This window comes from Bacteroides sp. BFG-606, assembly GCF_024788145.1.
GTDB lineage: Bacteria > Bacteroidota > Bacteroidia > Bacteroidales > Bacteroidaceae > Bacteroides > Bacteroides vicugnae.
Genome location: NZ_JANUIL010000001.1, coordinates 4394331 through 4410395, shown reverse-complemented (window position 1 = coordinate 4410395; position 16065 = coordinate 4394331). Strand labels below are relative to the sequence as shown.

General features: G+C 36.8%; 7 protein-coding genes. All 7 read right to left on the bottom strand.

Annotated elements, in window-relative coordinates; genetic code table 11:
* Positions 1-44: 44 nt before the first annotated feature.
* The gene (locus NXV01_RS16550) at positions 45-1994 is read right to left on the bottom strand and encodes a cytochrome c biogenesis protein CcdA (protein WP_234132188.1); all 1950 of its coding nucleotides are present in this window, start codon (positions 1992-1994) and stop codon (positions 45-47) included.
* A 58-nt stretch (positions 1995-2052) separates the two neighbouring features.
* Positions 2053-2544, bottom strand: coding sequence for a hypothetical protein (locus tag NXV01_RS16545; protein ID WP_032848910.1), 492 nt, complete (start codon positions 2542-2544; stop codon positions 2053-2055).
* Between the two features lie 2 nt (positions 2545-2546).
* Positions 2547-8576: an FG-GAP-like repeat-containing protein gene (locus NXV01_RS16540; protein ID WP_259022903.1), complete on the bottom strand. Its 6030-nt coding sequence runs from the start codon at positions 8574-8576 to the stop codon at positions 2547-2549.
* 102 nt (positions 8577-8678) lie between these two features.
* Positions 8679-9212 carry a hypothetical protein gene (locus NXV01_RS16535; RefSeq protein ID WP_234132190.1) on the bottom strand — a complete coding sequence of 178 codons (534 nt, stop codon included), beginning with the start codon at positions 9210-9212 and terminating at the stop codon, positions 8679-8681.
* A 122-nt stretch (positions 9213-9334) separates the two neighbouring features.
* Entirely contained in the window at positions 9335-11179 is a 1845-nt protein-coding gene (locus NXV01_RS16530; protein WP_259022902.1) for a S41 family peptidase, read from the bottom strand.
* 32 nt (positions 11180-11211) lie between these two features.
* Positions 11212-13755, bottom strand: coding sequence for a DUF4988 domain-containing protein (locus NXV01_RS16525; RefSeq protein WP_259022901.1), 2544 nt, complete (start codon positions 13753-13755; stop codon positions 11212-11214).
* 78 nt (positions 13756-13833) lie between these two features.
* Positions 13834-16050 carry a hypothetical protein gene (locus NXV01_RS16520; protein WP_259022900.1) on the bottom strand — a complete coding sequence of 739 codons (2217 nt, stop codon included), beginning with the start codon at positions 16048-16050 and terminating at the stop codon, positions 13834-13836.
* Positions 16051-16065: the final 15 nt, after the last annotated feature.

Below are 16065 nucleotides of genomic sequence, written 5' to 3'. Positions count from 1 at the left end.
TATCGATCACGAGTCCAGGTTAAAAAGAGAATCAATGACTAAATTCATTTTACGTAATGTTCCAATCCTTTCTGTAAAAACTCAATATAAGAAGTAATATCTTCATTATATGCATACGACTTATTCAACGGATTCCCGTCATTATCCAGCAATACATAAAAAGGCTGTGCATTTGCTCCAAACTTCACACGTTGCAGATAGCTCCATTTATCCCCTACCGTGCGTAAGGTACGTTCCGTTCCATTTTCCGTTACTTTGAGCGGCTCATTCAATGGAGTCTTATCATCTACATACAACGAGATAAGCACATATTTATCATTGATGATACCGCCTACCTTACTATCTGTCCATACAGCCGCCTCCATCTTACGACAATTCACACAACCATATCCGGTAAAGTCGACCATCACAGGCATTCCCTGTTGCCGTGCATACTCCATCCCAATATCATAGTCCTTAAATTGGGGATGAACCTCATTCGAGTATAAATTGAAGTCCTGTGTCATCACAGGAGGAGCAAATGCACTGACAGCTTTCAAAGGTGCTCCCCAAAGTCCGGGGATCATATACACAGCAAACGCTAAAGAGACAAGTGCAAGAAAGAAGCGGGCTACGCCTACCCTACTTTCATCACCGTCATGCGGAAACTTGATCTTTCCTAACAGATATAACCCCATCAGTCCGAAAATCACAATCCATAATGCAAGGAAGGTTTCCCTATCCAGAATTCTCCAACCATAGGCTAAGTCCGCAACCGATAAGAATTTCAAGGCAAAAGCCAGTTCCAGAAAGCCCAATGTCACTTTAATTACATTCATCCACCCTCCTGACTTAGGCATTGATTTCAGCCACGAAGGAAAAAGAGCAAACAGTGTGAATGGTAAAGCCAAAGCGATGGCAAAGCCTAACATTCCGATAGCAGGAGCAATCACGCTACCAGTTGTAGAAACCTGTACGAGCAGAAAGCCGATAATCGGCCCTGTACAAGAGAAAGACACCAGAGATAACGTAAATGCCATCAGAAAAATACTTAGCAGCCCACTCGTCGCTTCCGCTTTGCTATCCACAGCATTACTCCATTTAGAAGGCAAAGTAAGTTCAAATGCCCCAAAGAAAGAAGCTGCAAAAACAACCAACATCAGGAAGAAAAGAATATTAAATACGGCATTTGTTGATAAAGCGTTCAATGCACTGGCACCAAATATTAAAGTAATTGCTAATCCCAGTGTTACATAAATCACGACAATTGAAGCACCATAAGTCCATGCATCCCGAATCCCTTTCTTCTTATCCTTGTTTCTTTTCAGGAAAAAACTCACAGTCATAGGAATAATCGGCCATACGCAGGGAGTGAACAAAGCCAATAATCCGCCAAGAAATCCAGTGACAAAGACATACAACCAAGATTTATCCTCTTGAGAATGTTCTTCACCTAACACTTGCAATTCATTGATTACCGGTTTCCAAAGATCACTTTCCGATTGCTTCTCTACCACATTTACCGGAGCCTCTTCCTCCCCTTTTGTAACTATTATATCTGCTTCTGCTTTTTTCCCATATTGAAAAGGAATTTGAGTCGGAGGTAAACAGCTCTCATCGTTACAAGCTCCAAACTCCAGAAACCCATCCATAAAGTAATCATTTCCTGTAAATCTCACTTTTTGGATAAACTGTACCGTATCTTCAAAATAACGCACGTTCATCTCGAACATCTTATCATAGATGCTGATTTCTTTTCCAACAGGTTGCAATTTACCCATTGTTTCTACATGATTACTCGCATTGATGTTGAAAGTAGCGGAAATAGGCCCATCATCCCCTAGCCCGGTCGAATACACATGCCATCCTTTCTCTATCGAAGCAGTAAACACGATTTCCGCTTCCGTTTCAGATGTCATTTTCAACTCATTTTTGAACTTTACAGGCTCTTTGATTTGTGCTTGTATATTTCCGATTGTGTACCAACCCAATAATAAAAATAAAATAATTCTCATTTTTCTAAGTTCTAAATTATAATCTATTATACAACAAATTTATTTCACTGTTTATATTCTATTGTGCTCGTCGGTCTCTTATATCTTTCAGCATCTCTATATATTCTGGAGAAGGATTCTTATTAGAGGTATCTGCATTTGATGGCGGGGGTATCACTTTGATGAATAAGAAGATGCAGAATATTACCCAAATAAGATTTATTGCTAAAAAAATCCAAACTTGCTTCATACGTTGTCGTTGTTTTTCTTTAGTTTCATTACGATATTTATCAGCAATAGACAAATATTGTCCATCGCTAATAAATAATCTATGAGCAACAAAAGTGAATATAACAGCCAAAAGTATACCTAACTCTTCATTGTTTGGTACTTCCAATGAATGTAATACTCCAACTATTGGGCCAACAAAAACAAAAGTAAACAATGAAGTCGGTAGTAATAACCCTGCCACTTCTGGCGACCGCTTTTCTCCCCACAATCTAAGCTGCCATATATATGTTCGATAAAACAGATATTCATATATCTCATATATTTGTTTAAGTATATTCATTCTCAATATATTTTTTTATATGGTTCAACATAAGTATTATCAGATGAACAGAAAGTCGGTTCTGTTATCGGACAAAATATAAATCCATGAGGAGCAAAAGTCATAGAATAATACATTGTTCCCACAATCATTCCAGGAGGTCCACCATAAGTAGAAATATATCCGAAAACAATATTTGCCGAAGATTGGAATATAAGTTCGTAATTATTTTCAGAAGCATTGTTCCAAATTATAACTCCATTAATTACAGCATCAAGACAGAACATATATTTACCAATTTTCTCTAAACGTAAAGCCTTTTTCATCACAGTGCTACGAGCCCCTGTATACTGATTACCTCCCCAAGATGTTTTGTACCATTTACCGTCCATTCCACGCCACATTCCATCATGTACATGCGAGTAAGCTTTTATTCCAGTATATGTCCCTACTGCATAATTTATCATAGAATAAGCATCACCTACACTAGGAAAGCCAGTTTCCTCTTTTTTCGGAAGCTTCCCATGAATTGTGATTTCCCCATCACTTACAGTCCCATAACTACTCAAGTCATAGCTACCATTGTAAGAAAATACAGCAACTCCATATACTGCATAGGCTCTAACAAACTCATCGTGAGTTAGATAAAACCAATCATTACTTACAGAATATGGTTTGCCAAACATATTCTGGCCATCCTTGTATAAATTAAACATCCGGTCTATCAAGTCAGGGTCAGACGTACTCCACATATCTTCTCCTGTTAAATCAATCCATTTTAATGGATTTCCATTACAATAAGTATAAGGATTAATTATATAATTCATGGCAGCGTGAGGATCAACACTAATAAAGCAACCAATTAAAGGATCATAGATTCTCGCATTCATATTAATCAGGTTCATTTCATCAATATGCTCATGAGTTGTAAATCCACGTCGCGTAATACGATAAGAATCTATCAATTCTATAGAAGTCAATTTCTCGCCAGTCAATGGATTGCGGCGTTGCCCCCATGCGTCATACCCCAACTGCTGTACTACATTCCCTTGAAAATCAGTCAAGCATCGAATAGAACCTAAATTATCAGAATAGACAAAATATATAGTCGCCTGATTTTCTGTAGTCTTTCTTAAAGCTACCAAATTTTCACCTGCATAAATATAATCAATATCAGTCGATTGGTTATCTGTACATTCTTTTTCATAATTAGAAAAATAATATTTAGTTAATCGTACAATGCCATTTTCTTCCAACACCGCTTTTGCACGCATCTCATTCACATCATAATCATAAGTCCATATCTTATCTTTTTCTTGTATTGTAGCAATACGATTATTTGTTGAAAATGTTAATATCTGTGAAGGATAATAATCTCTTTCTGACACTGTGGATATGCTATGAATTCGAGATTTATCGCTAGTATATAAATAAGTCCCCATGTCGGATTTTGATGCAATCCGATAACCGGAAGAATATGAAACCTCTTGGCCTGTTTTTCCTTTTCTTTCAGATGCAATAAGCCTTTCATAAGTATCATAGCTGAAATACTCATCAAATCCTTTCCATAAATCATCCGTATAAAACTTTTCTTTACGTGAAAGCATCAAATCACGATGATCATATTGATATAAAAAATCAATAACTCCCGGAGAATAAATATGTGTATATTCTCCACGATTATTATACGTATAATCTACTGTTCGATTATCTCCATTAATAACCTGTGAAATATATCCCAAAGAATCGACCTTCGTGCGTTTCCATAGAATTTTTGAATCGCCTGTAGTTATATCACGAATCTCAACCAATTCACAAAATCTATCATCATATACATTCTTTTGCTTGAAACCAGACGGAGAAGTATACACTGATAAACGTCCAAAGTTGTCATACTGATATTTCTTGACCATCGGTATCCCTAATGTCGTTTTCTTTTCTTCAATAACCCGTCCTATATTATCATATAAATATTCCAGTTTATGTGACAAAGATTCAATTCCTTTTAGCCAACCAGTAACTGCGTCATAAATATAATGAACAGTATTTTCCCCTGTCGTTTTTGTTATTATTCTTCCCTCTTTATCGTAAGCATATTTAATCTTATTTCCTTGACTATCAACCTCTTTAGCTAATTCATTGAAATTGTTATATTCACATGTCGATTTACCTGTAGAATTATTGAAATGAGAAATTCTCAATCCATAATCTGTATATTTATCCTCTGTCGGATATCCTACCGTTTGTACCTTTATTAAGTTATCAGCACTATCATATTGGTAAACTATTGAATCACTATTTTCGATTCTTAATACAGGTAAAGCAGTACGATTATATATCATTATTGTAACAATAGAATCAGTGGTAGATGCATTAGTTATTACAGTTTTTACCTTTTTCCCTCTCCTGACATTTGGATCATAATAAACATAGTCTATAGTTTTTCCATTTTTGCCCACATCTACTGGAGATGATATTTTCTCTTGTATAATGCGATTCTTATTATCATAATACATTTCTTTCGAATTTACTAAAACTTTCCCTCTATATGAATACAACTTTTCTGACAACCCTTTTTTGTTATAATAAATATCAACATGTTCGCATATTCCATTTAATAGAACTTTTTCTTTTCGAATTTCTCTCCCCAGACAATCGTAGTGTATGGCATTATTAAAAATAATACTTTTTTCTGTATTTCCATTCAATATAACATAATTCGCAACATAGAATCCTTGTTTATCACGTCCCCCTCTTATTGCTTTCCGGACTGAAACAGTACCATCGGGAGCCTTAATTTTATAAGGTCTGAATAAATCATCATAAGTATAATATGTTTTCAGATTTCCCGGTCCGGTATGAATAAGAATATTGCCATAGACATCAGTTGTATAAGTTGAGATTAAACCTGTCGGAGATATAGTCTTACTTCGATGTAGAAAGTTAGTATCATATTCATAAATAAACTGTTTTTTAGTGATAGAATCTTCTATACTCTCCGCAACCAAAAGCCCACAAACATTATATTGGTATCTTTTAAAATATGAATTAAATGATTCTAAAGAAATTTTTCCTTGTGGCGTATAATCGTATCTTTTCACCTGAGTGATACTATTAGCTTCATCTCTTGTGTAGACAGTTGTAATTTTTGAAGGTTTCTTCTTATAATATAGATTATCCGGACGTACATATTGATAATTGGTTAAAACTCTTTTTTCTGGTATATTATTTACCCTAGCAAATCCTTGATAACTAACATCAGAAATTATGATATTATCTACTTCATCATAAGTATATTGCTCCACTTTTTCACATTGCTTATCCAAGTCTGTTTCAAAAACGGATGTATGTCTCAAATAATAGCTCCCTGACAAATCATGTAATTCAGCTCCATAGTTAGTAGACGAAACGATTTCATGTCCAACACGATACTCGCTTTTGGCAAGATATAATATACAGGGAGATCCTAATACATTATAAGTATTAACCGTGATAGTATTTAAAAGAGAATCTGTTATTATTTGTTTTTCAAATCCAACAAAATTACCTTTATCCTTTCTATAAAAAGGAGTAGTATATGAATATGACTTCTTACCAATATGAATGTTTTTATGCAAATCGGATGTTAGTACATAATTTACATTTCGAATTAATGCATATTGCTTATTCCAATGAGTATATAATCCTTTTATTAGCGGATTCTTACTCACACGTGATTGTACATGACTATTATATTCAATAGAGCGCCTACCCGCATTACCATCTATGATATCAATCACCACATCAGAAGAACATTGTTCATCAAAAGTTACCAAACTGTATTTTACGTCACGAAAACGTGTAATCACCCCTGGCCCTGTTACTCTGGATTGAGAAATGGCTAATACATCAGCTCTACCATCCCCTGTAAAATCACCGGCAAAAAGATCGTGTTTTATAGGATAAACATAAGATTTTCCCTTATATGAATACACATCATCTAATCTTGTAGTTCCAGGAGAGATATCAGGAGATAGAAATAAATCCGTAACATCAATATTGTAGGTATTACTCGTAAAATGACATCCAGGATAACTAACAGTCGCAGCTTTGGTCTCTTTATCTTGGTCAATTGTATAATAACAAGACATTAACTCTGATATACCATCATTATTAAAATCTGCAACTAAGAAAGATAAATTAGGATGTGATTCCGTAATTTCTCCCTTAACAAATTCATTTCCGTTGTAATAATATATAAATTGTTTATATTGTTCCCCGGATTTACAATAAAAAAAGATATCCGCATATTGATCATTATTGAAATACCCGAATTTAATATCCTCGATTTCCCCCTCATTACAGGTAAAATGTGTCAATTTACGAAGATTCCCACTATAATCAATAATAGCATAAGCTGTAAATTCTTTCTTCTTTTTATCATATACAACAATATCATCGTATTTATCTCCATCAACATCTATGACTGCATAACTCCCATTATCTGGTAAAGTTTCTATATTTAGAGAAGTATATTTAACTAATTCATCATCAAAAGAGTAGTATTTATTTCCGATTAGAAGTTGATCTTTTCTATTTCCCTCAAAATGCCCAACTAATACAGGACTAGCAACTCCCCCCAACCTGGTCGTTGTTTTATAACCTAATTTTCCTTCCTCATTCAGATACGCTTTCATAATTGTGAAATGCGTATCATCCTTAGTTAACATAGCTAAATCCAATAAACCATCTCCATTAAAATCCCCAGGAATTACAGTAAAAGAATAGTTTTGGTCATAAATGGTTGTAGTCCATACTTTTTCACGATTTCCTTTTTTATCTATTGTTTGGACTTCTAATACAATATTTATAGAATCCATATATTCTGGAGGTCTCATTATATATTGTTTATCTATTGTCAGAAAATCCTCTATTCCATCACCGTTAAAGTCTCCTTGAATCACATCTGTCGGACGATGTTCAAACGCATATTTTTGCAAACATTTCTCACCTTGATGATTTCCCCAACCTATTATAATAGGATTATAAGCAACATTATTCTTTCCAAACTCTTGTATGCTATTAAGTTTTGGATATATATCTTTCTCATCTTTTATATACTTCATTTTATAGGTACGTACCTGTTCACTTCCTGCAAAAACGGAAATTTCTTTCAATATCTTATCACGTTTAATCCTGAAACCATTCAGGAAACCAGTTGGAACATCTTTCACACGATTATATAAAAAATCAATTCGATTGGTTTGTGTATAATTACATGAATTATTAAATGTATATTCAATTGACTTTAACCATATATCTGCATTTTCAATATCTTGTTGATAATTATACAATATATAATTTCCATAAGGATCTTCTTGACAAGCCAAATACCAGGAAATAATAGTAGTCTGGTCAGCATTAGATAATTGGTATGCTTTGGTATCTTTGTAATCACCATAATAATATTTCATTCCATCTTGAGTGGTCAATACAAAGTAACGTGTAGAGTTATCTCTGGTTATTAAGGAATAATCATTATTTTCTTTATAATAGACTATTTTTCCATCCACCCATTTCTCTATTAGAGGTATACCGTCCAGATAATATTTATTCCAAGAATGTAATTCATTAAATCTAGACTCTTCATTACTACGAGTAATTGAAGATAAACATGACAAATTTATTCCTGTACCTAAAACTCCATCTCCACTATAACTATTGTATACAATTTCCAAATTAGGTCCTATTCCACCATTGCCAACAGGCAACGAGAGAGGAATTGAAAAATTAGAAGCACCATTTGCTGCTATATCAAAAAAATAAGGAGTAGATCCTACTGCTAAAAGTGTATCAAGAGTATGATTATTTACATCAACAGCTACATCATATTCCAAATATGGAATATCAACAGAAGCAGCAATCATTATTCGACGATCTTTACTCTCAATATTATTTGTCCGTGAAATTCGATTTCCATTATTATCATAGTCATAAAACAATCGATTATTCTGTGATAAAACCGAATTGTTTCCTAATAATAGACTTACTAGTGCAATTTTCCAGAATCCCATAATATGTCATAATTATTATATGTGATTTGTATCATACCCATGAGCTGCTAATATTGCTTTATCAGCCTCAAGAATAGAAGAGTACCCATTCTTTTTAGTTAATTAATTATTTACCTGCGTAATAGAACGAAACCACTTATACTCCCCCTCTACTCCTTCTCTCCATACTTTCAATTGATATGGCTTGGTTACAAAATATTTGTTTAAAGTAGGATTGTAAATTCTTACAGCAAAATTATATGTTCCTTCACCACCATATAGTACTACAACAGTCGTATACCAATCAGAATTAAATATTTCCTTCATAGACCCATCGGCAGGTACAGGTCTATATATCCAATGTCCATATTCATAGTATTGATAGACCCCTCTCGGTATGACTATCGGATATTCAGAATCATAATTGACTATTGATATGTATGTATTAGATAAAGGACATTTATCACTCTCCCCAATACATAACAATTCGCTTGAAGGTACTGTTTTTTCGTAATGAGAGGGTGAATACCAACTAGTCACCACATTATCCACCACTTCATATTGTGATTTACTTTCAGAATCATCATCCGAACAACTGCTTATTAATCCTAACATTCCAATGAATATGATTAATTTATATAACGATTTATTCATCATAATATTCCATTTTATTTCTATTCATTTATAGAACAAAAATGGGGATGCCCTCACTAACACCTTACCGAGAAGCATCCCCTTAAACTTAAGAGAAAATTTATTTCACAAGAGATTTAGTCTTACTAATATAAGTTTTCCACTTCCGGCTTGTTATAAATGAGCGAGCCAAAAGTTCCCACAGGGCGTTTCAACGGTACAGACGGTACTCTAATGATTTCATCTTGTTGCGAACGGGTCATTCCTGATCTTCCGCTACGTTTCACCGGTTCACCTGTCGTCGGATCCACCCCTTGAACATCACATAGTGCCCAATATAATGGATAATTGAAATCAAAGTTATCCCAATCTCCGAAAGCATAAGGAAATACGTTATCAATATCATCCTCGTAATCTGAGTTTTGATTGTTCAGCATGACATCCGGATCCATGCCACTAGCATAATCTCCCCAATCTTTTGCATTGAAAGAACGGAAAGTAATCGGAGCAAATTCATAATATTTATTTCCATATTTATACTCTTGCACTTCCATTCCCACGTTCTTTCCCTCCGTGCGGCTACCAAATAATTTCACAGGAAAATCTATTCCTCTTAGTCCATTAATTATCAATTCACTGGCAGAAGCCGTTTCTTCCGAACAGATGATTCTTACAGAATTAAGATTTAGATCATCACCATCTCCAAAACGGATATACTCATCCGCACCGGAATTACGTTGCATTTTCATAAATACATCCGAACGATGTGATGTACCGGCGATAGAAGCGGCTAAATAACGAGCTAACTCAACTGAACCTCCATTGTTGAAACGTAAATCTAAAATCAAATCTGTAATACCTTCCGCCTTGAACTGCTGAATCACATATTTCAAGTCTTCTTCAAAATTCAAATCAAAACTTAGATAAACTAAATAACCGATATTGAATTTATTCTCTTTTTTATCTTTTATAAACATTGAATTCAAGATAGGGCTATTCTTATAACTACCGGTAGTTAATGTAGTAGCTCCATCCACTAAATCGTAGCCGCCCTGTTTTTCATCAAAGATTTTACGCCTATAGCCGATCTTAAAAGTTTCACCTCCACCTGCATAAAACAAAGTGCTCATGTATTGCTGATAATTATTCTTGTTCAAAGTAACCCCATCAACAGAAACAATCACGTCGCCCCGTCTCAATCCGGCTTTGGCAGCCGGAGATTCCAAATACACATAACCAATGGATAGTCCAATAGTTGTTCTATCCGGCATATAAGAAGAGAAAAACGTACCAAGTCCCGATCCTACAACACTTGTTGCACGAGTATTCGCACGGGTTCTACTGGAACCTGTTTCCATAATATAAGAATAGATATAGCGCTTGCCTGCATTGGCCGAAAATGCACGATAAGTTCCACCATCTTCCATATTGGTTTTCATCGGTAAAAGATAAGTCGGCAGGAAATTTTCATAAGATACTGATGCATAATCTATATCCAACGTATTATATTCCTCATTGAACAAATAATGTTCCTTCAAATATTTATCCATATACTCATTCAAAGCCAAGTCCACTGCCGTTCCGGAGCCTGCTCCTTGTGTGATAGTACATACTGTAACGGGAACCTTATATCCCTCCACTTGCACAGCTACAGTCAAGACCCGTTCTTTTCCGGATTCATTTTTATCAACCTTTACCTTTAATCCGCCTTTACCTGCTGTAGCATTACCACTGGTATTAGTGATGGAAGCCCAATCCGCTCCTGCAGAATATTGTAAAGAAGGAGACCATTTTCCTGCCGCAGTAAATGAAATCTCGACAGTTTCCCCATAAAGAGACACGGTCATTTCTGTTGCACTGGCAATCGCAGTGATTCCATTATCCGCACCACCTACTTCTCCGCCGTCATCACCATCCGAACAGTTACTGAAAGCAACCAGACACAAAGCAAGTAATACTACACTATAAAAACTATTAAATAAATTTTTCATCTATCATTTTATTAAATTAGAAAATTAAAAGATTATTGTGCAGGAACGTTTACCACAGTTTTAGAAAGCTCATAAAGCCGTCCCTCCGCATCTACCCAAGTTACATTGATATTAGTTGGCAACGGTCCGTAAATACTTCCAGAATAAGTGGTTGTTTGTTTGACTCCATATTTCATCACATACTTGATTTGTTCATCAAACATACCCGTCAGGTAGTCTGCAGATCCGGCAAATACATAAAACTGTTTGCAACCGGCTTTAGGCTTCACGGTGTACGTAACCGTATAGAACTTATCCTTTTCTATCTTGTCAATCGTTACCTCCGGCTCACCGGCTTTCCACAAATCCGCATCTTTCTCTATTCTGACGAAAGTCGGTTTTGCACTGGTATACTCCTTCTTTGTCATAGTTGTAGAAGGATTACCGTCTGCATCAACTGCTATCATGAATAATACATAGTCAGCTTTAAACTCTATGTCCTCAATAACCAGTTGATTCTTTTTCAAATCAGCAACGGTAACCTCTGTTACATCCTGATTCATTACCAAAGCCTGCTTTACCATTTCATCATCCCCCCAATATGGATAGTTTCTGAAATCATTCAATGGCATATGGACATAACGGTATTTTACCGGACTACCGGTCGGGGTCAACGTCAACGTCGTGGATAAAGCTCCCGGTTCTATCAATACATCGACCGAAATAGAAGAATTATAGGACATTTCCTTAGAATCAGCCTGCACTTTAACCAACGAACCGAGCTGCCCTTTTTTATCCAAAGCTACTGCAACAAGAAAACCTTTCGTGCCTGGTTCCAAAGAAGCCCTTTCAAAATTTTCAGCCTCTTTGGCAGACTTGCCGTTTTTGATAAGATAGGATATCACATCTCTGTCGGTAGCATAATTAGCCATAGCCGTTTCCTTCATGTAAGAATAATAATATTTATAGCAATCCGTTCCGGGAGTAAGAGGCGCACTTACACTTGTAACCGTAGCAACCACATTACCCACATTTACCGTTGCCGTTCCGTCATATGTCAGCGCAGGAACAGGAATTTCAAGCGATACCAGTTCTTCTGTCTTATACTTTCCTTCTTCATTATAAGGAATAGCCCAAAGCACATACGTTGTTCCCGGCACAACTGTCGGAAGGAAATCCAACACCTTACCCTCCAGCGGTCCGTTATAATCCGAATACTGTTTGGTTCCGCCATCATAAAAAGACACGTCTTCGATGACTGCATCAGGTGAATAATTAGACTTATCCGTGATTCCTGTATAATAAATGTCACACCCCTTTCTTGTTGCAGAAACCGTTGCACCTTCAAATGTAATATCCGAAACCTTCAATTCCACAGTCGCAGCAGTCTTAATTGCAGCAGCAATTACATCATCAGACTGATACTTGTCGCCTGTTTCAGATGGAGGTACCGCCCAAATCATATACGTCTTTCCGGGTTCTGGATCCTTGCCCAACAATTCCGCCAAGGGCATTTTTTCAAGAGCGGCTGTTTTCATGTACATACGGGCAGAATATCCATTTACTAATTCAGCTACCATTTCTGCGCTGTATTGATCTATTTCCATCACTCCCAAATAATACATTTCTATTCCATTTTTCAAAGTGGTAGAAACCATCTGCCCTTCAACGGATATAGCCACAGGAGCTTCCCCTATTACTACCGGAATCTCCGAAATAAGACTCTGCCCGTTAGATGCAACAGCTACTATAGCGACCTTACCACCTGCCTCTGCATACTGATTTTCTGCAACAGGAGCAATAATAGTCAACCCCTTTCCAGTCAATGAAACTTTCCAGCCGTCAGGTTTGGTCACGGTATATTTCGAAATACCACTCATTTCAACCGGAAGCAATTTCTCCTCACCGTTCGCAAAATACTGTTTTCCTGTCAATATCTCACATTTCAGTTCTTTGGATTTTACAACCTTCAATATCGTACCATCTTTCAGAGTAAAATAAGCATAATCATCATCCTGGCTTACTCCGCTGAAAAGTGAAGTGTCCCCCGTCCCTTCTCCGGAAGCGTAAACACCGGTCGGTTCCCAGTTTTTTCCATTATCGGTAGAGATTTCCCATTCTTTCGTGTTCGTATTAATACGAACCTTAGGAGCGGCAGCCGTCACAGGCATCATATTCCCTTCTCCATCTTTCAAGAGTGTTTTCTTACCGTCCGTACCGGTGATTCCCCAATAATAAATACCATCTTCTTCATTCTTTATAACGGTTATTTGTGGAGCATCCTCTCCATCTTCACCATTATGAATGGTCACTTCTGTCTGGTCTGAAAATTTGATAGTATAACTTCCATCTTCGTTCTCCAGCACAGAAGCGATCGATTTATTTTGAGACAGGGCATCGGTCAATGTCTTTAATGTAGAAATATCACTTTGTATACTCTGCAATGAAGCCTCCAATTTAGCCATACGATCTTCCAGACCGGAAATCGAATTCTTTAAATCATCGTCATTATAACATGACGAAAACATCACAACACATACTGCCATTAGGAAAAATGTACATTTTCCCATGCTACATAAAAATTGATTTCTTCTCATATCTAAAAAAATTAATGATTAGAGAAAACCGCACGATAGATAACACACTATCGTGCGGAAAAATAGTTCTGCCGATATTTATTTGGCGTGAGGATGTTTTCCTAATCTCTTCAAATCAAGATAAATAGTACTTTCACTTTTCATAGCTCCCGGAACATTCTTTTCCACCTGTTCATTAACAATCAGGTTTGCAGGTATCCGGCTATCTTTCTTCACTACTTGAGACTTAGTCATTCCCATTATTCTCTTCTGCGATTTCGGGGCATCCGGGAATAACACGGAAGGATCGGTAACAATACCCTTGTCTTTATCCCAGAATACAGCATAGAGGTCACCAATCACTTCATTGCCGTCAGCATCAGCACCAATAGGTACACATAAAGCAACCAGACGTTTGGCTTCACTTGTCTTATCATATGATTGAATTGTAGAATTAACAGTAGTCAAACCATACTCTAAACATTTTTCTTTCCATACTTTCATACAATCCTCATAGCTATAATCGCCACTTGCCGAATACTCATCCTCCACTATCATATGAAAGATCTTGGCTACATCCTTTACCATTGAGAACTGAACAGTAAAATTCCCCAACTCACTCATATAAGCACTCAGTTGCATAGTCGGGTCAGGACCTGCTATAATAGCTTCGGTTGAAGCTTTCACTATTTTCACATCAGTCAGTACACCGTCCCAGTCTTCTGCCATATAAGCAAATATATATTCAGTAGCAGGGTCCAAACCGGTAAACGTATAATCTTCAACCCCTCCGTTTGCATTTGCAGGCCACGTATTTGAATCCTCTGATAACAGATATTGAATCAATTCAGCTTTATTAGCCTCTTCCAGCAAATCAGGCGTCATGATATACTGATGATAAAATACTGCCGCTTCCTGATTATATTTATAATTCAACTTCAGACTTGTCCTTCCCGGATTGGAAATAGTAATATCTATTGTAGCCTTGGATGCTCCCGGATTATCAGTCACACGTTCCTGTGTTGAAAAACGGCTTGTTTTCACTTTTGACAACTCCCCATATTCATTACGACCAATATAAGCGACAACATAGGAACCATTCGGAGCAAGATCATATTGGAATTCGGACTTTGTATACGAACCTTCCTGACCGATATTTAGATTCTTAATACCCCATCCTTCCTGATCCAGTGCCTGTGCCAATGCTGTCATCGTAGCCTCGTCCGCATTTTCATAAGGGGCATAGTCTGACTCACTGAAGATACGATAGAACATGGCATAACAGGTTTTTTCCAGAGTTACATCCATATTAACAATAGAAGCACCCGTTTTAGTGATTGTCATTGCACATTCTGCTTCGGGCGCATTTTCAGGAATCTGTTTTAATTGAAAGTCCTGACGTACATAATCCCCTTTATTCTTGTTTGCATCCAAGCCGATAGTCGTAGCCGTAATTTTTCTTGTTGCATCGGCAGTATAACCAAAGTCTACGACATAGTACATTTCTTCTTCAGGCACCTGTGCATCTCCTGCCGTCTGCGTCCAATGTCTCATAAAGTCAATATACATATCCTTTCCGTAAGCTTCGATAAACGCATCGATAGGTTCAGCATCTCCGCAAAACTGATAGAAATACTTACAGTCCTCATTCGGAAGGTATTGTATGCCAACCGCCTGATAACTGGGATCAACATCAATATCCACACGAGGATGACCTACTACATCTCCGGAAGGAGTCTTGAGATGACAGATTTTCATATCGGCCGGATTTTGTCCGCCTTCATCATTACAGCCTACCGTTATAATCAGATATTCTGCTCCCGGCACAATCTCCGATTGGGAATACTTGGAATTCGCCCAGTCAAATTCCGCATTCGGATAACTATCCCCTAATGTACTCCTGCTGAAAGTGTAAGCACCGGCACCTTCCGAATTATAAAGAGCTTCCAGAATCAAATCTTCAATTTCTTCTTCGCTTGCACCTACACCTCCACTTTCAAATAAGTAGTTATACATACGGCATAAAGGATAAACATCCAAACGGTAAGATTGCACCTTATCCCCCGGAGTACATTCAAACACAAAATTGTTGGCAGTTCTGCTGGTCACCTTGATGCCCACTCCACGTTCACCGCCATCCACTTCGTTTTCCACCCATTTGATAGGGGTCGGTACAGGAGGAAGCGGAGTATCCGGCTCTTCAGGAGGCGCGGGATCAACTCCCTGTTCATCCTTATCCGAACATGAAATCATCATAGGGCTTATAACTAAAAACAGCCCTAGCAAAAGTAATAAACTAACTAATTTCTTCTTCATAATTAAAAGTGATAA